The sequence below is a fragment of the Streptomyces sp. NPDC127038 genome (assembly GCF_042725875.1).
In the GTDB taxonomy this organism is placed as follows: Bacteria; Actinomycetota; Actinomycetes; order Streptomycetales; family Streptomycetaceae; genus Streptomyces.
Genome location: NZ_JBHXDQ010000004.1, coordinates 262,409 through 280,713 on the forward strand (window position 1 = coordinate 262,409; position 18,305 = coordinate 280,713).

General features: G+C 71.3%; 17 protein-coding genes and 1 tRNA gene. 4 read left to right on the forward strand and 14 right to left on the reverse strand.

What is annotated here, in order from left to right; all coding sequences use genetic code 11:
• Window positions 1-22: 22 nt before the first annotated feature.
• Window positions 23-109, reverse strand: a tRNA-Cys gene (locus tag ACFWI4_RS05200).
• A 294-nt stretch (window positions 110-403) separates the two neighbouring features.
• Window positions 404-1,039 carry a TetR/AcrR family transcriptional regulator gene (locus ACFWI4_RS05205; protein ID WP_387191150.1) on the reverse strand — a complete coding sequence of 212 codons (636 nt, stop codon included), beginning with the start codon at window positions 1,037-1,039 and terminating at the stop codon, window positions 404-406.
• A gap of 254 nt (window positions 1,040-1,293) precedes the next feature.
• On the opposite strand from ACFWI4_RS05205, the gene ACFWI4_RS05210 reads away from it, so the two are divergent.
• From ACFWI4_RS05210 to ACFWI4_RS05220, 3 genes are all read left to right on the forward strand, one after another.
• On the forward strand, window positions 1,294-2,889 hold the full coding sequence (locus ACFWI4_RS05210) for a DHA2 family efflux MFS transporter permease subunit (protein ID WP_387191152.1): 1,596 nt from the start codon (window positions 1,294-1,296) through the stop codon (window positions 2,887-2,889).
• On the forward strand, window positions 2,889-5,120 hold the full coding sequence (locus tag ACFWI4_RS05215) for an MmgE/PrpD family protein (protein WP_387191154.1): 2,232 nt from the start codon (window positions 2,889-2,891) through the stop codon (window positions 5,118-5,120). Before ACFWI4_RS05210 ends, ACFWI4_RS05215 begins: the two co-directional genes overlap by 1 nt.
• 95 nt (window positions 5,121-5,215) lie before the next feature.
• The gene (locus ACFWI4_RS05220) at window positions 5,216-6,013 is read left to right on the forward strand and encodes a GDSL-type esterase/lipase family protein (protein ID WP_387191156.1); all 798 of its coding nucleotides are present in this window, start codon (window positions 5,216-5,218) and stop codon (window positions 6,011-6,013) included.
• A 74-nt stretch (window positions 6,014-6,087) separates the two neighbouring features.
• On the opposite strand, the gene ACFWI4_RS05225 is transcribed toward ACFWI4_RS05220, so the two are convergent.
• From ACFWI4_RS05225 to ACFWI4_RS05280, 12 genes are all read right to left on the reverse strand, one after another.
• Window positions 6,088-6,570, reverse strand: coding sequence for an SRPBCC family protein (locus tag ACFWI4_RS05225; RefSeq protein ID WP_387191158.1), 483 nt, complete (start codon window positions 6,568-6,570; stop codon window positions 6,088-6,090).
• A 22-nt stretch (window positions 6,571-6,592) separates the two neighbouring features.
• Complete coding sequence (locus ACFWI4_RS05230; protein ID WP_385403230.1) at window positions 6,593-7,828, reverse strand: beta-ketoacyl-[acyl-carrier-protein] synthase family protein; 1,236 nt, start codon at window positions 7,826-7,828, stop codon at window positions 6,593-6,595.
• The gene (locus tag ACFWI4_RS05235) at window positions 7,828-8,067 is read right to left on the reverse strand and encodes a phosphopantetheine-binding protein (RefSeq protein ID WP_355984380.1); all 240 of its coding nucleotides are present in this window, start codon (window positions 8,065-8,067) and stop codon (window positions 7,828-7,830) included. Before ACFWI4_RS05235 ends, ACFWI4_RS05230 begins: the two co-directional genes overlap by 1 nt.
• Before the next feature lie 57 nt (window positions 8,068-8,124).
• Window positions 8,125-9,147 carry a beta-ketoacyl-ACP synthase III gene (locus ACFWI4_RS05240; RefSeq protein WP_387191161.1) on the reverse strand — a complete coding sequence of 341 codons (1,023 nt, stop codon included), beginning with the start codon at window positions 9,145-9,147 and terminating at the stop codon, window positions 8,125-8,127.
• Window positions 9,144-10,199, reverse strand: a complete 1,056-nt coding sequence (locus ACFWI4_RS05245; RefSeq protein WP_387191163.1) for a fatty acid desaturase family protein — start codon at window positions 10,197-10,199, stop codon at window positions 9,144-9,146. Before ACFWI4_RS05245 ends, ACFWI4_RS05240 begins: the two co-directional genes overlap by 4 nt.
• Window positions 10,196-11,179 (reverse strand): VlmB-like protein, encoded by a 984-nt coding sequence (locus tag ACFWI4_RS05250; protein ID WP_387191165.1) that lies wholly within the window; start codon window positions 11,177-11,179, stop codon window positions 10,196-10,198. Before ACFWI4_RS05250 ends, ACFWI4_RS05245 begins: the two co-directional genes overlap by 4 nt.
• Before the next feature lie 2 nt (window positions 11,180-11,181).
• Window positions 11,182-11,805: a flavin reductase family protein gene (locus ACFWI4_RS05255; RefSeq protein WP_387191167.1), complete on the reverse strand. Its 624-nt coding sequence runs from the start codon at window positions 11,803-11,805 to the stop codon at window positions 11,182-11,184.
• Window positions 11,802-12,296: a hypothetical protein gene (locus ACFWI4_RS05260; RefSeq protein WP_387191169.1), complete on the reverse strand. Its 495-nt coding sequence runs from the start codon at window positions 12,294-12,296 to the stop codon at window positions 11,802-11,804. The genes ACFWI4_RS05255 and ACFWI4_RS05260 overlap by 4 nt, the downstream gene beginning before the upstream one ends.
• The gene (locus tag ACFWI4_RS05265; RefSeq protein WP_387191171.1) at window positions 12,296-12,856 is read right to left on the reverse strand and encodes a type II toxin-antitoxin system RatA family toxin; all 561 of its coding nucleotides are present in this window, start codon (window positions 12,854-12,856) and stop codon (window positions 12,296-12,298) included. Before ACFWI4_RS05265 ends, ACFWI4_RS05260 begins: the two co-directional genes overlap by 1 nt.
• Window positions 12,857-12,858: 2 nt before the next feature.
• The gene (locus tag ACFWI4_RS05270; protein WP_385403211.1) at window positions 12,859-14,145 is read right to left on the reverse strand and encodes an aspartate aminotransferase family protein; all 1,287 of its coding nucleotides are present in this window, start codon (window positions 14,143-14,145) and stop codon (window positions 12,859-12,861) included.
• 9 nt (window positions 14,146-14,154) lie between these two features.
• Window positions 14,155-15,291 (reverse strand): acyl-CoA dehydrogenase family protein, encoded by a 1,137-nt coding sequence (locus tag ACFWI4_RS05275; protein ID WP_385403209.1) that lies wholly within the window; start codon window positions 15,289-15,291, stop codon window positions 14,155-14,157.
• An 85-nt stretch (window positions 15,292-15,376) separates the two neighbouring features.
• Window positions 15,377-17,059: an aldehyde dehydrogenase family protein gene (locus ACFWI4_RS05280; RefSeq protein WP_387191173.1), complete on the reverse strand. Its 1,683-nt coding sequence runs from the start codon at window positions 17,057-17,059 to the stop codon at window positions 15,377-15,379.
• Window positions 17,060-17,262: 203 nt separating this feature from the next.
• Here ACFWI4_RS05280 and ACFWI4_RS05285 point away from each other — a divergent pair, with 203 nt between their 5' ends.
• Window positions 17,263-18,261, forward strand: coding sequence for a bifunctional lysylphosphatidylglycerol flippase/synthetase MprF (locus ACFWI4_RS05285; RefSeq protein ID WP_387191175.1), 999 nt, complete (start codon window positions 17,263-17,265; stop codon window positions 18,259-18,261).
• Window positions 18,262-18,305: the final 44 nt, after the last annotated feature.

Here is an 18,305-nt window from a genome sequence, read left to right on the forward strand (position 1 = left end):
GGCGCCGCTCGGGCACGCGCTGCGGAGAGGGCAGGATTCGAACCTGCGCGGGCCGAAACCCGAACCAAGTTGCCTCGGTACCCCGTTGGGCCGCTTCGGGTACCTCTCCACGCTCCGGTCGGCGGGCTCTCGTCCGTTCCCCGGTGCACCGCAGACTCTTCCGCAGCCGCCTGACATTTCCCTGAGACGAACACCTCAGGGCACTCGCAGCACGGCGCCCTTGGATGAAACAGCTGGTGGAGAACGGGTGGGGCGCCATAGACGGGCGGGGGCCGCCATGGACGGGCAGGGGGTGCCATGGGCGGACAGGAAGGTGCCATGGGCGGCGACAGAGGACGTCAGAGACGAGTCAGGGCGCGCCCTCTCCGGACGCGCCCCGCTTCCCGCCGGCGGACCTCCCGGTTCAGTCGAGGTCCGGATCGCCCAGTCCGCGGTGGGCCAGTTCCAGGATGGACGCGGTGACCGCTTCGAGGTCGATCGGCTCGTCGCGGCTGATCAGGTCGTCGAGGAGGCCGTCCGCGGCGTGGAAGACCAGGCGGCAGGCGAGGCCGGTGTCACGGGCGCGGAACGCTCCGACCAGGGAGCCGCGGGCGACGAAGTCGCACATGAGGTCCACGACCCGCTGGTTGGAGGCGTGACAGAGCTCCAGCGCCTTGGCGTTGGCGGAGCGGTAGACGATCCGGTGCAGGGCCGCGTTCTCGACGGCGTGCTCGACCATCGCGCGGATCAGCCGGTCCAGGCTCGGCCACCAGGCGCCGCCCTCGTCGAGCATGGCGCGGGTGTCGCGCAGGAAGCCGTCGACGTACTCCTCCCACATCGCCCCGAGCAGATGGTCCTTGGAGTCGAAGTAGAGGTAGAAGGTGCCCTTGGCCACCTGTCCCGCCTCGGCCAGTTCGGCGACCGTGGCCGCCGCGAAGCCCTTCTCCCTGAAGACCTCGGAGGCGCCCTTGATCAGCGCCGAGCGGCGGTCGTCGGGGCTCATGGTCCGGCGCTTGCGGCGCGCGGGCTTGCCGGGGTCCGTCTCTGTTGCCGTCGCCATGGGCTCGTCTCCTGTCCGGGGATCCGCCGTCAGGTTCCTGGGGATCGCCGTTCCAATCTACCTCCCCCACTGACTGGCCGCCGGTCAGTTGACTGACTGACCGTCGGTCATTAACCTCGAAGAGCCGACTGACCGCCGGTCATTGAGCCTCGAACAACCTCGCACCCGGACGCACCACGGACACACCACGGACGCACCTGCCCCCCTCACCGTCCCCGAGACCGTCCCCCAACCTTTGATACGAGGGAACCGCGATGAGCGACACCACCGCCCCTGAACAGCGGAAAGGGCTTCTGCTCGCCTTCCTCTGCTTCGGCGTGTTCATGGTCTATCTCGACGCCACGATCGTGAACGTGGCGCTGCCCGGCATCCAGGAAGACCTGTCCACGGACATCACCCAGCTCCAGTGGATCATCGACGCGTACACGCTGACGTTCGCGTGTCTGCTGCTGACGTCCGGCACGCTGGGCGACATCCTCGGCCGCAAGAAGATCTTCCTCGCGGGCCTGATCGGCTTCACCCTCAGCTCCGTGGCCTGCGCCCTGTCGAACTCGATCGGCGCGCTGCTCGTCGGCCGCACCCTCCAGGGCGTCTGCGGCTCCATCATGATCCCGGTCTCGCTCGCGCTGGTCTCCGCCGCGTACACCGCCCCCGCCGCCCGCGCCAAGGCGATCGGCATCTGGGCCGGCGTCGGCGGCATCGCGCTGTCGACCGGCCCCGTGCTCGGCGGCGTGCTCGTCGACCACTACGGCTGGCAGAGCATCTTCTGGGTCAACGCGCCCGTCGGTGTCATCGCGACCGTCGTCCTGGCCAGGCTCCTCACCGAGAACCGCTCCCCGCGCAAGCGGCAGCTCGACCTCGTCGGACAGCTGCTGTTCATCACGACGATCGCGGCACTCGCGTACGGGCTGATCGAGGGCAACAGCAAGGGCTGGACGTCCGGGATCATCCTCGGGTCGTTCGCCGGTTCGGTCGTGACCCTGCTGCTGTTCGTGCTCTGGGAGCTGCGCCACCCCGACCCCATGCTGCCGATGAGCTTCTTCCGCAGCCCGATCGTGGTGGTCGCCGGCATCGTCAACTTCCTCAGCCTGTTCGGCCTGTTCGCGGCGATCTTCCTGCTGACGCTGTACCTCCAGAGCATCAACCGGCTCACCTCGATCGAGACCGGGGTGCGGTTCCTCGCGCTCACCGTGCCGATCATGATCGCGTCGTTCGCCGCCAGCATCGTGGCCGCGAAGGTCGGACCGCGGCTGCCGATCGCGATCGGTTCCGTGCTGTCCGCCGGTGGCCTCTTCGGGCTCACGGTCCTGGAGGTCGGCTCGGGCTTCGGCAGCTACTGGTGGTCGCTCGCCCTCCTCGGCGTGGGCGTCTCGTTCACCGGCGCGCCCGCCACGGTCGCGCTCCTCGGATCGGTTCCGGCCGAGCAGGCCGGCACCGCCTCCGGCGTCTCGAACACCTTCCGCCAGGTCGGTACGGTCTTCGGTGTCGCCCTCGCCGGCGCCCTGCTCCTGCGCCATCTGCGGGACGGCATGCCCGGTGCCCTGGCCAAGACCGACGTGCCCGCCCGGGCGCAGGCCAAGGCCGTCCAACTGCTCGGTGACGGCGACCTGTCCCGCATCGGCGGCCTTCCGCCGGCGATCCGGGGGAAGGTCATGGAGGCGGTCGGCCCGGTCTACGTGGAGGGCATGCACCTCGCCATGGAGATCGCCGGAGCCGGCGCCCTGGTCGGCGGCCTGTTCGCGCTGATCTTCCTCAAGGGCCGGCAGCCGGCCGCCCGCGCCGACTCCGCCGCGGTGGGCGAGCCCGGCCAGGACGGCCTCCCGGTCGAGACCGCCGGACAGCACTCCTGATGCCGGGCCCCGAAACGGCTCCCCCGACGCAGGCGACTCCGGACAACCTCCTTCCGGGGCAGGACACTTCGGACGCCCTCCCCCCGGGGCAGGACGCTTCCGGCGCCCTCCCCCAGGGGCCCGGCGGCGGACCGGACGGAACCGGCGCACCGGCCTCGGCCGCCGTCTTCCGCCGGCTCGCCCGCTGGGGCAGCCGGCTCGACCTCGACGACGCGCCCGACCGGGTCGTCGCGCACCTCAAGAGCCAGATCCTCAGCCAGCTCGGCGCCGCCCGCGCCGGGTACGCGCACCCGCTCGGCCGGCGCATCACCCAGGCCTACGGCAACCCGCTCCAGGACGATCCGAAGCACGCCGTGCACTCGCTCTCCATGGCGACCCTCTGCCTGGACTTCGACGACACCGCCTACGCGGGCCACTTGTCGCACTCCACCGTCAACGTGCCGCTGATGTACGCCGGTTCGCTGGGCCTCGACGGCCGGCAGCTGCTGACCTCGGTCCTCGCGGCCAACGAGACCGCCGCCCGTGTCACCGCCGCCGCGACCCTCGGACCGTTCCGAGGGCAGACCGCCGGCCACACCCATCTCGCGGGTGCGGTCGCCGGTCGGCTGCGCGCGGAGAACGCCTGCGCCGACATCTGGGCCAACGCGCTGGGCATGGCGTTCTCGGTGCCCACCTGGAGCCTGGCGCGCGGCTTCTACAGCACGGACGCCAAGCTGCTGGTCGCCGCGGTGCCGGTGCAGATCGGGCTGAGCGCCTGCGACGGCGCCCGGTTCGGGCTCACCGGGCCGGAGGACGTACTGGAGCACCCGCAGGGCTTCCTGCACCGGTTCGCGGACATACCGCTGCCCGAGGAGGCACTCGCCGGGCTCGGCAGCCTCTGGCACACGGAGACCTTCTCGTACAAGATCCATCCGGGCAGCGCCTACACCAGTGCCGCCGTCGACTGCGCGGTCGAACTGCACGGGGCGCTGGAGGGGTCCGGCGCAGGGGACATCGCCGAGGTCGTCGTGGAGGGCTCGATCTTCACCGCCGGACTCGACCGCATCGCCCGGCGGCACCGGATCGGCCCCGGCTCCAGCGTGGCCGCCCTCAACTTCTCCCTCCCGTACAACGTCGCCACGGCCCTGCTCACCGGCTCCCTGCTTCCCGCCGACCTCGCGCACCCGGCGGTGGACCGCCCCGACCGCTGGGAGGTCGCCGCCCGGGTACGCGTCGAGCACGATCCGGCGCTCAGCCGGCAGGCGCTGCTCGCCACCGCCCCGCTCGGCCAGGCGCTGCGCCGCGCGGGCGAGCGGGCCGAGGCCTGGGTACGGGCCATCGACACCGACGCCGCCGACACCCTGCCACCCGCCTGGCTGGAACCGGAGACCGACTTCCGGTGGGCCACCAAGAACCTCGGCGCGCGGGTCACCGTCCGGCTGCGCGACGGCCGCGAACTGCGTGCCGAACGGCACAGCGCCGTGGGGGCCGCGAGCGGCGCCGACGGCGTCGACCACGCGACGCTGGCACGCGCCAAGTTCCTCGCGAACGGCGGCGATCCGGAGGCCGTCGACCTGCTGCACCGGCTGGAGACCCTGGGTCCCGAGGAGGTCCGGCGGCTGGTGCGCCTGGCCCTCGCGGGGCCCGACGACCACGTCGGGCGCCCACCCGCCGGCCCCCGTGCGGCCGGCCATGTCCGAGACACCCGAAAGGGCACAGCGATGGAGACCGCAGTTCTGGAGGAGGCCTACGCGGGCCTGATCACCGCCGCGACCGGCGCCGCGCTCGGCGGCCGGGAATCCGCGGCCGACGGCCGGGACTCCGCACCCGGCGGCGGGGAGTCGCCCCTGCCGGGCGAGCGCGGCACGGACTGGACCCTGGCCCATATCGCCCTGAGCGACCGGCTGTTGTCCTCCACGGCACGGCAGGTGCTGGGAGGCGCCGAGGCGGGACTGGACAACGGCCCCGCCATGGACCCGAAGGCCATCGAGGAACTGACGTCCACGGTCGACCGCGACGTCCTGGTCGAACTCGTCCGCCGCAATGCCGCCGAGTTCGTCGGCCTGGTCGCCCGGATACGACAGGATCAGCAGGCCACACCGGTCGCGGTGCGGCTGGTCGGCGACGCGGGCCAGGAACTGTTCAGCGGGGCGGTGCCCTGGGGCGAGATCGTGCGCATGCGCGCCGAGGACCACATCCCCGGGCACACGGAGCGGCTCCGGCGGATCGCGCGGGCGCCGCGGGAGTCCTGAGAAACGAGGCGCGTCCGCCGTACGCGGACGCGTCGACGCGGCCTGCCCGCTCCCGGGAGAGCGGGCGGCCGCCGGGCGAGAGGGGGGCACGACCGATGGCTGGACCGGAGCAGGGACGAGGCCGGGTACGGACACGGGCAGGGACCGAACGGCGGGGCTCCGGCACACCGGGCGGCCCCGCGCCCGCGGCGGCCGGGGAGGTCACCGCGGCCGTGGCGGGCGAGCACGAGGATCCGCAGTGCCTGGCTCCGGGCGAGGCCGCCGGGCTGCTCGCCGGCGCGGGCTGGCGCCGGGCGGTGGTGCTGGGCGACAGCACCACCGAATCCACCGGGATGACCGTCGTGCCGGGCTGGGCCCGCGCGACCTGGACCGACCGCGTCGCCGCCGCGCTGCGCGAGACGGATCCGCAGTTCGCCTGTCTCCATCCGCGGGGCAGGCGGGATCTTCCGCTCTCCCACATCCGCTCCACACAGCTCGGGGACGCCCTCGGATTCGCCGGCGATCTCGCGTTCCTCACCTGTGGTGGGCCGGAGTTGAGGGCGCAGTCCTTCGACCCGGACGCCATGGAGCTGGAGTTGAGCAGGATCCTGTCCGCGTTGCGCGGCGCGACCTGCCAAGTGGTCCTGGTGGTGAGCCCGTTCGATCTGACGAGGACCGGCCAGGTGCCGGCGGGCCGGCTCACCGCCGTACGCGCGCGCCAGCGCCTGCTGGCCGAGCGGATCGAGTCGGTGGCGCTGCGGCACGGCTGTGTGCACGTCGATCTCGCCGCCCACGAGGGCGCGTCCTCCGCCGACCTGTGGAGCGCGCGGCCGTGGCGGCTGAGCAGCCGCGGGCACGCGGTGGCGGCGGCCGCCGTGGTGCGGACGCTGGGGGGCCTGCCCGGGACGCGGTGAAGGGGTACGCCGGTTCCCCGCCGGTGGCCTCCGACGGGGAAATGGCGTACCCCTTCACCTCTGCTCCGGGCTCCTCACCGTTCCAGGGCGGCCTTCAGCCGCCCCAGCGTCGCGCGCATGCCCGCCGCGTTCGCCTCGTGCCGGACCTCCGGCCTGGTGCCCGTGAAGAATCCGAGCAGTTCGGCCGGCCGCCCCTTGCGCCCGGTGCGCAGGTCCTCCCAGTACTCGGTGACCCGGGTGTCGTCGCCCTCGGCCGTGAACCGGTAGCCCCAGAGCGCGATCGGCAGGCCGAAACTGGTGACGCGGAAGGCGAAGTCGCGGCCCTCCTCGGCGCGGACGACCCGGCAGTCGGTGAACCAGAGCCAGGGGCCCTTGCGGTTGAAGCCGGTGAATTTCGTCCCCCGGGTGACCGGACCTCGGCCGTGCACCCAGACGCGGAAGCACTCGGGCGAGAACGTGCCCATCCTCCGTACGTCGCTGATCGTGCGGTAGGTCCGCTCGGGGGAAGCGTGCACCAGCACGCTCTCCTCGACCCGCCATCTGCGTTGCTCGGACACGTTCCTCGGCTCCCGTTCGACGTCAGGCCCTGCTGAACACGAGGACGGCGTTCTGGCCGCCGAACCCGAAGGAGTTGCTCACCGCGATCTCGACGGGCAGTTCACGGCCCGCCTTGGCCACCACGTCCAGGTCGACCTCCGGATCGAGGCTCTCCAGGTTCGCGGTGGGCGGCACGAAACCGTTCTCGATCGTGAGCACCGTGGCCACGGCCTCGATCGCCCCCGCGGCGCCGAGTGCGTGACCGACCACCCCCTTGATGGAGGTCACCGCCGGATGCTGTCCGACCACCCGGCGGATCATACGGGCCTCGGACACGTCGTTCAGGGGCGTGGAGGTGCCGTGCGCGTTGACGTGGCCGACATCCGCGCCGGTGACCCCGGCGTCCGCCAGGGCGCTGCGTACGGCCCGTTCGGCGCCGGCGCCCTGTGGGTCGGGGGCCGTGGCGTGGTGGGCGTCGGCGGAGGCTCCGTACCCGCTGACCAGGGCTCGTATCCGGGCGCCGCGGGCCTTCGCGTGCTCGGCGCGTTCGAGGACGAGGACGGCGGCGCCCTCGGCCGGGACGAAGCCGTCGCGGTCGGCGTCGAAGGGGCGGGAGGCCGTGGCCACGTCGTCACGGCGTTTGGACAGGGCTCCCATCTGGCTGAAACCGGACACGATCGACGGCACGAGCGGAGCCTCGGTGCCGCCGGTCACCACGATGTCGCACTGGCCGCTGCGGAGCAGTTCGCGGGCCATGCCGATCGCGGTCGTCCCGGAGGCGCAGGCGGTGGCGGTCACGAAGTTCGGGCCGTACGCCCCGCACTCCATCGCCACGTAGCCGGCGGACATGTTGATGGACAGCATCGGGATGAGCAGCGGCGAGACCTTGAGGGGGCCCTCGTCGCGCAGCAGGTTGTGCTGCTTCTCCCAGGTGGCGGCGCCCCCGATGCCGTTTCCGAGGACGACGCCGACGCGGGTGCCGTCCCAGGTGGACGGGTCGAGGCCGGCATCCGCGAGGGCCTCCGCGGCGGCGGCGATCGCGAACTGGTTGCACCGGTCGAGGCGCCAGGCCTTGCGCCTGCCGACGGCCCGGGCCGGGTCGAAGTCCGGCACGGCGCAGCCGAAGTCGGCGGGCGTGCCGTCGAGCGCGGGGACCGGACCGGCGGCCGTGCCCTCTCCGGCACGGATGCGCTCCCAGGACGCCGGGACGCCGATCCCCGCGCCGGTCACCATCCCGACCCCGGTGACGGCGGCGTCGAAGCGGGAGGTACCCGCCATCAGACGGTCACGCCCTTCGCCTCTATGACCTCGGCCGCGCGGGAGATGGTGTCCTGCGAGCTGATGTCCTCGTCGTTCACCGGAACGCCGAACTCCTCCTGGGCGGCCAGGGACAGTTCGACCATGGCGAGGGAGTCCAGCTCCAGGTCGTTGAAGGTCTGTTCGGGGCTGATCTCGTCGGCTTCCAGACCGAAGCCGGCCTGAAGCAGCTTGACCATGCGGTTGTAGACGTCGCTCATGGCTGAATCCCCTTGTGATGGTGGTGGGTTCGCGGCCGATCGCTGGTGATCGCCGCGTCAGGCGGGCTGGATGTCCGGCCAGGTCAAGGTGCACGCGCCCCAGGTCAGGCCGCCGCCGAAGGCGGTCAGCAGGACGCGGGTGCCCTCGCTCAGGGCGCCGGAGCGGTCGGCGTCGCCGAGGGCGAGCGGGATGGACGCGGCGGCGGTGTTGCCGACGCGGTCGATGTTGGTGAAGCAGTCGGCGCGGTCGACGCCGAGCCGGTCGGCGACGGCGTACAGGATCCGCAGGTTGGCCTGGTGCGCCACGACCAGGTCGGGCCGCCCCCCGGTCCAGCCGGTGCGGTCGAGGACCCGGCGGGAGGACTCGGTCATCCGCTCGACGGCGTTGCGGAAGACCGCCTTGCCGTTCATCCGGAAGTACGGGTCCGCCGCGTCCCCCGCCGTCGCGTACGGGAGACGGGATCCCCCGGTGCGTACGGTGATCAGGTCGCTGCCGGTTCCGTCGCTGCCCAGGTCGAACGGGCCGAGCGCGCCCGGTTCGTCCGGTTCCCCGGCGCGCAGCACCACGGCTCCGGCGCCGTCGCCGAAGATCGCGCGGCCGGCGCGGTCCTCGGGGTCGAGGATGCGGGAGAAGGTCTCGGCGCCGATCACGAGCACGCGCCGGGCGGTGCCGGTGGCGATGAGCCCCGCCCCGGTGGCGAGCCCGTACAGGAAGCCGGTGCAGACCGCCGCCACGTCGAACGCGGGTACCGTGCCGAGGCCCAGGCGGGCGGCCACCAGGGGTGCGGTGGCCGGGCAGGGGCGGTCCGGGGTGGTCGTCGCCACGATGACCGTGTCGGCGTCCGCGTTCCCTTGTGCCGAGGCCGACTTCAGGGCCAGGCCGCCCGCCTCGACCGCGAGGTCGCTCGTCGCGGTCGAGGGGTCGGCGATGTGGCGCTGCCCAATCCCGGTGCGGCTGCGGATCCACGCGTCGGAGGTGTCGACGAGCTGCGACAGTTCCTCGTTGGTCAGGGCGTACGGGGGGACACAGGTGCCGAGTCCGCACACGACGGCCGCCCGGCCCGGGCCCGTGCCGTTCATGAGACCCCGCTCTCCAGCCGCGCCACCTCGTCGCTGACCTCGTCGAGGTAGTCGGCCACCTCGGCGTAGGACTCGATGATCGACACCTCCACGTACGGCAGTCCGCTGCGCAGGCAGAACTCCTTCACGATGGGCTGTGCCTTGCGCAGGTTGGTGCGGGGCATCGACGGGAACAGGTGGTGCTCGATCTGGTAGTTGAGCCCGCCGTAGAAGAAGTCGCTGAACCGGCTGGGCTTGAGGTTGCGGGAGGTGACCACCTGCCGGGTGAGCCAGTCCAGGTCCTCCGTCTCGCCGTCGCGGACCGGCATGCCCTTGTGGTTCGGCGCGAACATCAGGCCCATGTAGAACCCGAACACGGCCTGGTGGAGGGCGAGGAACGCGATCGCCTTGCCCGGCGGCAGGACGTAGAAGAGCGCGGCGACGTAGAGCACCAGGTGCAGGGTGATGACGGTGAGTTCGGACTTCTTGTACTTGGTGAGCGCGCCCCTGCTCGCGGCCACGTAGCCCGACATGTGCAGGCGCAGGCCCTCCAGCGTGATCAGGACGAAGAACATCCAGGACTGGTGGCGGACCACGAACCGCTGGAAGGGTGTGGTGCGCTTGACGCGGTCCCCGGCCTCGAAGATGACCTGCCGGCGCAGGATGTCGGGGTCCATCGAGAGGTGGTTGGGATAGTTGTGGTGGGCGGTGTGGTGCTTGACCCACCAGCCGAAGCTGACGCCGGTGAGGAGGTTGCCGTGGATGTAGCCGATGATGTTGCTGGCCTTGCGGGTCCTGACGATCTGACGGTGGCCCGCGTCGTGGCCGACCAGGTCCGTCTGGCCGAACATCAGGCCGAGGAAGACGGCCACGGCGAGCTGCCACCAGGTGTCCCCGAGCAGCGCGAAGGCGGTCCAGCCCGCCGCCAGGAGAAGGAAGTTGAACGCGATCTTGTAGACGTACCAGCTGGGGCGGGTGTCCATCAGGCCGGCGTCCTTGACGAGCCGGGTGATCTCCTCCAGGGTGCCGGGGCCGCCCGCGCCCCGCACCCCCCTCTCGTTGACGGTGGTCATATCGCTTCTTCCAGACCCATGTAGACGAGCCGCTTGCGCTGCATGGACTCGGACCAGTCGTGGGCGGTCCCCACCCGCTCCTCGACGGTGGTGTCGACGAGGCGGCGGCCCGGCCAGATCTCGTAGTCGCCCGCGATGTCGCGGTGCGCGTCCAGGCCCTGCTGGAAGAGGGTCTCGCGGCGCAGCGTCATCTCCCTGACGGGCAGGTTCTCCCAGAGCTTGCGGCCCCGGGTGATGAGTTCGAGGATGCGGTCCTTGTCCTCGGGGTGCGCGATGAGGTGCTCGCGGGCGACCGAACTGCCCACGGTGAGGTGGCGGATCTCGTCGATGCCGGCACCGCGCTCGACGTCGGCGGCGGCCGGGTCGAAGATGCGCCACTTGAGCTCGGAGAGCTGTGCCGCGGGTGCGAGGACTCCCTCGACGAGGATGGTGAGGACGACCACTCCCCCGATGAAGTCCTGCTGGTCGCGCAGGACTTCGAGGCCGAGGTTCTCCAGCGGGACGAGCATGGCGTCGCGGTCGGCGGCGGCAAGCTTGTCGATGGTGGCGAACAGGTCGTGCTCGGCGACGCCGAGGCTCAGCAGATGGCTGCGGAACACCATGGCGTGCCGGGCCTCGTCGATCAGCTGGGTCGCGTAGAACTCCATCGTGGCGGTGTCGGGAGCCAGGGCGACCATGTGGCCGAGCGCCCGGGTCGCCTTGTCCTCGGCGATGGAACGGAACGCCAGTTCCTGGGTGAGCGCCTCGTTCAGCGGGCCGGGGCGCCGGGTCACCTCGTGCGGCGTCACGTTCTCGTCGTGGCCGAGGACCTTGCCGCGCAGGGTGCCCTGCGGTACGGCGCGCAGCCAGTAGCGCAGGTCGCATTCCCCGGCGGTCAGTTCGAGGGTGTTGGCACCGTCGACCAGCGACGGCGCGCTGTCCCAGTCGGCTTCCGGCGGGACGGTGGTGTCGGGGGCCGTCCCCGTGGTGGCGTCGGTCATGGTCAGCTCCGGGTCGTGTCGTCGGGCGGGGCGGTGGCCAGGGCGGAGGCGGCCGGGAACCGGTGCAGGTTTCCGGCGAAGGTGAGCAGCGGGGTCTCGGCCGTACCGAGCCGGGCGGCGGTCACCAGGCCGAGGACCAGTTCGTGGTCGCCGGCCGGGACGGTGCGGGTCACCCGGCACTGGAGCCAGCCGACGGCGCCGCCGAGGAGCGGCACCCCGTCCGCGGTGTGTCCCGCCCAGACGCCGCGGCCGGGGCGGGTGAGTCCCTCGCCTCGGTCGGAGCGGGCGAAGTGCCGTGCGAGTGGGTCCTGTTGGCCGCCCAGGACGTTGACGGCGAAGGTGCCGGCGGCCAGCAGGGCGGCGAGGCCCTGGCTGTCCCGGCGCAGGGCGACCGAGACCATCGGCGGCTTCATCGAGGCGAGGGTCAGGGTGGAGACGGTGACGCCGTGGGTGCCCTCGCCGCGGCTGCAGGTCAGGACGGTGACCCCGGTGGCGAACTTGCGGGTGGCGGCGCGGACGGAGGCGGTGCGGCTGCCGGCCGGCCAGCGCGCGGCGGCCGCCTGCGGGGTCGTGGCGTGCGCGTCGGGCGCCGCCGTGGCGCGAGAGGTCGCGCTCGCGGAGGTCATGTCGCCGACCTCGCCTCGAACTGTTCGACGAGGCGGGGGCGGTCGGAGGCGGGGGCGGCGAGCTCGGAGGTGAAGCGTTCGAACTCCGGGTTCGCCACCGGTTCGAAGTCCAGGGCGAAGGGCTTGAGGAGGTTGCCGAACAGGGCCCGGTCGCCGAAGAGATGGATGGGCAGGACGAGCAGCGCCCACTCGGCGCCGAAGAGCCAGATCCAGGCGAGCGCGACGATCGTCTGCGTGGCCAGGCTGTGCATCGTGTTGTAGAGGACGTAGTAGACCTTGGAGATCCTCTTGTCCTGGCTGCGGTGGTAGGCGATCGCGCCCGGGATGTAGCCGATGAGGTCGATGTAGAGGAAGAGGGCCACCGCCGGCACCCAGCGCACCTCGGTGATGTGGGCGAAGAAGAAGCCGACCGCGACGGCCAGGCCCACCGCGTACTCGGCGCGGATCAGCCGGTAGGTGACGGGGGTGTCGAAGGTGTTCTTGGCATCCATCAGAGGGCTCCCACGGCGCTCACGGCTGGTGCGGATTCACGGGCCGGCAGCTCGGCGGCGCGCTCGCGGGCCAGTTCGACGGCCCGGACGAGTGCCTCGTCGCCGACGACCTCGGCCTTGGGGAACAGACTCGTGACGACCAGGCCGATCGTCTCGCGGAACACCCGTTCGGCGACCGGGTCGAGGATGCCCGCGAGGCTCGGGATCCCGAAGTCGAACTCGGTGGAGAAGTCGATCAGGCTGTCCTCGCCGTCGGCGCGGACCCGCCAGGTGCCGGAGAACTCGGCGAAGTCCCCGTCGGTCTGGGTGAAGTCGATGGTCAGTGCGGAGCGGTCGAAGGTGTCCGTCTCGCTCCAGCGCAGGATGCCGTTGCGGAAGTACACCTCCCAGTCGCTGTGCTCCTCGACGACCGTGCCCGAGGGTCCGGAGGCCGTCTGATCGACCGTCACGGACCGGACGACGGGCGAGAGTTCGGGATAGGTGGCGAAGTCCTTCACGCGGTCGAACGCATCGGCGGGTGCGACGGCGACGGCGCGGATCGTGACCTGTGCGCTGCGCATGGTCAGGCACCTCCTGAGGTCGGTGTGTAGCGGGCCGCCTGGATGCGGCAGGCACGGTCCATCGCCTCGTAGAGGAACTCCAAGTCCGTGCTGTCGAGCACGGCGGGCGGAGTCAGGCGCAGGACCAGATGGGAGTTGAGGCTGTGGTTGGCGATGACGCCCTGCTGGATCAGCTCGATCAGCAGGTCCCCGGCGGGGCCGGGCTCGGCGAACTCGATGCCGAGCATCAGCCCGCGGCCGCGCACCTCGCGGACGACCTCGCCGAAGTGGCCGGTGACGATCGAGCGCAGCGCGGTGAGGATCTCCTCGCCGAGCGCCTTGGAGCGGGCGACGAGGTCGTCGTCCTTGATCGCCTCGATGGCCCCGCGTGCGGCGGCCATGGCGAGCGGCGCGCCGGAGAAGGTGGAGGTGTGGAGGTAGGGGTCCTGGTCGAAGGCCTTGAACGCCTTCGGCGTGGCGACGACCGCCGAGACGGGGACGACGCCGCCGCTGAGCCCCTTGCCGACGAGCAGCACGTCCGGCACCACGCCCTCGGCGTCCGCGCCCCACCAGGTGCCGAGCCTTCCGAGCCCGGTCTGGATCTCGTCGAGGACCAGGAGCGCGTCGAACTCCCGGCAGAGCGCGGCGACCCGGGTCAGATAGCCGGCCGGCGGTATGACCACCCCGGCCTCGCCCTGTACGGGTTCCACGAAGACGCAGGCCTCGCCGGGGACGCGGGCGAGCACGTCCCTGAGTGCCTCGGCGTCCCCGTAGGGCACGTGGGAGGTGTCGGGCAGCAGGGGGCGGAAGGGGTCCTGGAAGAGGCTCTTCCCGGTGAGCGTCAGGGCGCCCATCGTCTTGCCGTGGTAGCCGCCGTCGGTGGCGACGAGCCGGGTCCTGCCGAGGGTGCGGGCCAGTTTGATGGCCGTCTCGACCGCCTCGGCGCCCGAGCCGGCGAAGTGGACCCGGCTCAGGCCCTCGGGCACGACGGACACCAGGGCGTCGGCGGCGAGCGCGACCTGCGGTTCGAGGAAGATACGGGTGGCGACGGGGTGGGTGTGCAGTTGTTCGGCCACCCGGCGGATGACGGCGGGGTGCCGCGCTCCGGTCAGGAAGACCCCGTAGCCGCCGCAGTTGAGGAAGGTCCGACCGTCGCTGGTGGTGACCCGGGCGCCCTCGGAGGCGACCTCGACGTGGCCGCCGAACATCTCGCCGAGGGTGGCGCGGCCCTTGCTGAGCCGGTCGCGGTAGAGCCGCCCGAGCTGATGGCGGTCGGGCAGGACGTCCGGCGCGAGAGGAGTGAGCGTCATGGTGTCCCCTCAGCCCAGCCGCAGCGGGTTGCCCGCCACATGGTCGAGGAAGGGCGTCTGGAAGCTCGCGCGGGACGGCGGGTGGAAGGTCAGCCCGTGCGAGACCGCGGCGAGGTAGGCCACGTCGGGCGAGCCGATGAAGGCCATGCCGCCGAGGAGTTCCACGGCCCGGTTCACCGCCTCGCCGAGCGCGTCCTGCACGGCGTAGCGGGCCACCAGGGTCTTGGCGAGTGCCTCGTTGTCCCGCTCGCCGTCCATCACCATCCGGGCGACGCCTTCGAGCAGCAGGTTCGCGGTCTCCAGCTTCGCGATCAGGTTCGAGCGGTCCGAGTCGCTGCCGCGCCCCGACCGGTACAGGCGCTCCACCAGGGCGGAGACCATGCCCACGTAGGCGGCGGAGATGAGGAGTTCGAACCAGATGAACCCGACGGTCTGGAGTTCGTCGAGTTCGCCGGCCGCGCCGAGTTCGGTCCGCATGATCAGCTGCTCGTCGACGAACACGTCGGTCAGCCGCACCTCGTCGCTCTCCGCACCGGCCAGTGCCCAGCTCTGCCAGAACGGGTGGCTGCTGATGCCGTCGGTCGCGCGCGGCACGAGCAGGACGGCCATCTCGGAGCCGCCGTCGGGCTTGGGCAGGGCCACGCTCGCCGTCAGGAGGTCCATCGACCGGGAGAGACTGCACGGCTTCTTCGAGCCGTTGATGACGAACCCGCCCTCCGCCCGCTCCGCCCGCATGGTCGGCGTGAGGATGCCCTGGGAGGGGTTCCCCTCGGCGAATCCGGAGGCGACCAGGAGGTTCTGTTCGGCGATGCCTTCGAGCAGCGCCCATTCCATGCCGCTGCTCTTGATGGAGTCGGCCAGGGTGAAGAGGGTGGCCACGGAGAAGTGGTGCATCGTCGTGGCGACGGCCAGCGAGGGCGAGACGGCGCCGATGGCCCGTACGACCGCGAGGGCCTGGAGCGGGTCCGCGCCGGCGCCCTGGTACTCCTTGGGGATCACCAGCCCCGGGCCCTTGGCGGCACGGAAGTGGGCGAGGCCGGGGCTCTCCGGCTTCTCCAGGTCGGCGAGCGGGATGTCGTCGAGGTTCTTGAGCAGGCCGGGCAGATAGCTCTCGCAGATCTCCCGGGCCGCGTCCAGGGAACGCATGGGCTTCCTCAAGGTCGTTGGTGTTCTGGGATACGGAGGTACGGGGACGCGGGGAGTCCCGCGCCGCGGACCGGTGGGGGCGGTGTCACCGTGACCCGGCGCCGAAGACGGCGTCGCGGGGGCGCTGCCCCTGGGCGCTCACGCTGACCCCCTGGACGTGGGAGGTGCGCAGGATCGGGTAGTTGGCCTCGCCGAACACGCCGCCGGTCAGGCCCGTGCCGCCGTGGGTGGGCAGATAGGGCAGGAAGCCGATGTGCGAGTCGTTCACCTTCAGCAGTCCCCCCTTGGTGACCCGTGCGGTGAACCGGTCGATCACCGAACGGTCGTCAGTCCAGAGGGAGTTGCGCAGCCCGTAGTCGTTGGTGTTGACCCAGTCGATGAACTTCTCCAGCAGTTCCTCGTCGTCGCCGTCGGAGCGCAGCGCGGCGACCACGGGGAGCAGCGGGAAGAAGGTCTCGTGCGCCACCGCCCTCACCTCGCGGGCCCCTTCGAGGCCGCGGACCAGGACGACGGTGGGTTCGAGGAAGATGCCGGTGGCGTCCCGGGCGCCGTCGAGCTGCATCGCGTGGCCGCCGCAGACCAGTTCGGCGCCCGCGTCGAGGGCGTCTTGGAGGGTGGAGAAGAACTTCTCGTTCCTGAGCACCGGGGTGAGCAGGACACCCTCGTCGCGGGCGTGTCCCGGCCTCACCAGGGCGCTCTGGCGGGCGAGTTCGGCGGTCAGGGACTCGGCGACGTCGGGGTGGGCGAGGACCTGGTTGGGGATCATGCAGAGCTGGCCCGAGCCGTAGAAGCTCTCGGTGAGCGCCTCGGCGGCCAGCCGGACGTCGGCGTCCTTCCAGACCACCACCACGTCGTTGCCGGCGAGTTCGAGGATCGGCTTCTTGCCGGCGGCGACGCAGCGCTCCTGGAAGCGGAGGCCGTTCTCGCTGCTGCCGAAGTACATGATGTCGTCGACGTGCGGGCTGTTCAGCCAGGCGTTCAGCATCGGCGCCGGGTCGCCGCACACCACGCCGAGGGTGCCGGGCGGCGCCCCGACCTCCTCCAGCGCGGGCACCACCACCTCGTGCAGGACGTACATGACGCCGAGCGGCGCGCTGCGCGGGGCGCGTACGACCAGGGCGTTGCCCGCGAAGAGCGAGGTCACGCCGAGGAGGGCGCTGGAGAGCGGAGCGTTCTGCGGCGGGTTGAGGCAGACGACGCCGTCGGGCTGCCTGCGCACGGAGATCTCGCGGGCGCCGTGCCGGAACTCCTGGAGCATCTGGGTGCGGTAGAAGCCGAGCGACTCGGGCCCGAAGCACTCCAGCATCCCGGAGACCTGCCAGCGGGCGAGCGCCAGCGGATGGCCCTCCTTCACCAGGATGTCGATGATCTCCTCGGCCCGTTCGGCGAGCCGGTCGTGCAGGAGGGTGCCGAGCTGTTCGAGGCGTACGTCCAGGGGTACGGCCGACCACTCGCGGCCGGCCCGTGCGGCGGCCTGGAGGGCGTGGTCGACGGTCTCGCGGTCCGCCTTCGCGACCCGGGCGACGATCGTGGGCGGAAGCTGGTTTCCGGCCGGGCCGCCGTGCCACTGGCCGCGCTCCAGCTTCCGCTTCAGGGTCAGATTCGTGAACGCGTCGTCGAGCAGTGCCGCTGCGTCCAGGACGTAGACCCATTCCGTACTCGGAATGTTCTTTCCGTCGACATAGGAGAGATACGTCGAGGCCCCAGGGGCGAGGACGACATCCTCCTGGGTGAGCGGCGCACCCCCCGCCAATTGCGTGCCGTTCACGCGGTCCCCGCTTTCTGCTAACGCTTCGAACAGTCGGCACATTCTTCTTCCGACTGCGCTCAGTAATCTCTCAGCGAGCGCTGAGAGGGCCCTGAGACGGAGCTGAGACGGTCGTTTCAGGGGTATCGAAGACGCCGGTCCGAGAATCCGTGGGAAAGGATGCGGAATTGATTCCGTGTCGGGCCGGGTGACAGGGGAGCGAGATGTCAACGACTGAGGAATCGGTAGCCTTCGACTCCGTTGTGCGGCCGCTGCGGAAGTATGCCGAGAACGCGAGCGCCTTCCTGGCGCTGAACACCGGGACCGAGTATTTCTTCGCGCCCGGCACCGAGGGATTCGTCGCCTACCGCACGTCCGGCGGCTATTTGATCCAGTTCGGCGGGGTGTTCGGGCCCGAGGAGGAGCAGGAGAAGGTCCTGAACGCCTTCCTGGAGTTTGCGCGCGGCAAGCGGCGCAAAGTCTGCGCGATCCAGCTCCAGCGCTCGGACGCCGATCTCTACGCCCGCTGCGGATTCACCGTGAACCAGGTCGGGTCGTCATTCTCCCTGCATTTGCCCGAGTTCACGCTCAAAGGCTCCAGGTTCGTGAAGCTGCGCAACAAGATCTCCCGTGCGAAGCGCAGCGGGCTGACGATCGACGAGGTCGCGTACGAAGAGGTCGCCGAGGAGATCGGCGCGCTCGACCGGCGCTGGCTGCGCAGCAAGGGCAGGCACGTCAAGGAGATCGAGTTCCTGGTCGGCCAGTGCGGCGGGGCCGCGCAGAGCGAGCGCCGGCTGTTCGTCGGCCGTGTCGAGGGCGCCGTCGTCTCGTACATCTCCTACTCCCCCGCGTACGGCTCCCGTTCGGGGTGGCTGCACGATCTGAGCCGGCGTGACAACGCGGTGTCGCCGGGCGTGATGGAGGCGGTCAACGCCCAGGCCATCGAGACCTTCCGCAAGGAGGGCGCCGAGTGGCTGCACTTCGGATTCACGCCGTTCACCTGCCTCGACGCCGGCGTCGAGGTCTCCGCCGCCAGCCCCGTGACGGGGAAGTTCATGCGGTTCCTCGCCGACCACGGGGAGAAGGTCTACCCCTCGGCCAGCCAGCTCGCGTACAAGGAGAAGTGGGCGCCGCAGCTGGTGCTGCCCGAGTATCTGGCCTTCCACGGGCGGGCCAGGTTCGGGGCGATCTGGCAGATCCTGCGGGTGACCAAGTCGATCTGAGCCCGGCCGCGGGCCGCCGGGGAGACCGGCGGGCCGCGGCGGCC

Bases quoted from the DNA above. Each gene is read 5' to 3' on its own strand.
- ACFWI4_RS05205 (WP_387191150.1), bottom strand. From the start codon at position 1,039: ATGGCGACGGCAACAGAGACGGACCCCGGCAAGCCCGCGCGCCGCAAG.
- ACFWI4_RS05210 (WP_387191152.1), top strand. From the start codon at position 1,294: ATGAGCGACACCACCGCCCCTGAACAGCGGAAAGGGCTTCTGCTCGCC.
- ACFWI4_RS05215 (WP_387191154.1), top strand. From the start codon at position 2,889: ATGCCGGGCCCCGAAACGGCTCCCCCGACGCAGGCGACTCCGGACAAC.
- ACFWI4_RS05220 (WP_387191156.1), top strand. From the start codon at position 5,216: ATGGCTGGACCGGAGCAGGGACGAGGCCGGGTACGGACACGGGCAGGG.
- ACFWI4_RS05230 (WP_385403230.1), bottom strand. From the start codon at position 7,828: ATGGCGGGTACCTCCCGCTTCGACGCCGCCGTCACCGGGGTCGGGATG.
- ACFWI4_RS05235 (WP_355984380.1), bottom strand. From the start codon at position 8,067: ATGAGCGACGTCTACAACCGCATGGTCAAGCTGCTTCAGGCCGGCTTC.
- ACFWI4_RS05240 (WP_387191161.1), bottom strand. From the start codon at position 9,147: ATGAACGGCACGGGCCCGGGCCGGGCGGCCGTCGTGTGCGGACTCGGC.
- ACFWI4_RS05245 (WP_387191163.1), bottom strand. From the start codon at position 10,199: ATGACCACCGTCAACGAGAGGGGGGTGCGGGGCGCGGGCGGCCCCGGC.
- ACFWI4_RS05250 (WP_387191165.1), bottom strand. From the start codon at position 11,179: ATGACCGACGCCACCACGGGGACGGCCCCCGACACCACCGTCCCGCCG.
- ACFWI4_RS05255 (WP_387191167.1), bottom strand. From the start codon at position 11,805: ATGACCTCCGCGAGCGCGACCTCTCGCGCCACGGCGGCGCCCGACGCG.
- ACFWI4_RS05260 (WP_387191169.1), bottom strand. From the start codon at position 12,296: ATGGATGCCAAGAACACCTTCGACACCCCCGTCACCTACCGGCTGATC.
- ACFWI4_RS05265 (WP_387191171.1), bottom strand. From the start codon at position 12,856: ATGCGCAGCGCACAGGTCACGATCCGCGCCGTCGCCGTCGCACCCGCC.
- ACFWI4_RS05270 (WP_385403211.1), bottom strand. From the start codon at position 14,145: ATGACGCTCACTCCTCTCGCGCCGGACGTCCTGCCCGACCGCCATCAG.
- ACFWI4_RS05275 (WP_385403209.1), bottom strand. From the start codon at position 15,291: ATGCGTTCCCTGGACGCGGCCCGGGAGATCTGCGAGAGCTATCTGCCC.
- ACFWI4_RS05285 (WP_387191175.1), top strand. From the start codon at position 17,263: ATGTCAACGACTGAGGAATCGGTAGCCTTCGACTCCGTTGTGCGGCCG.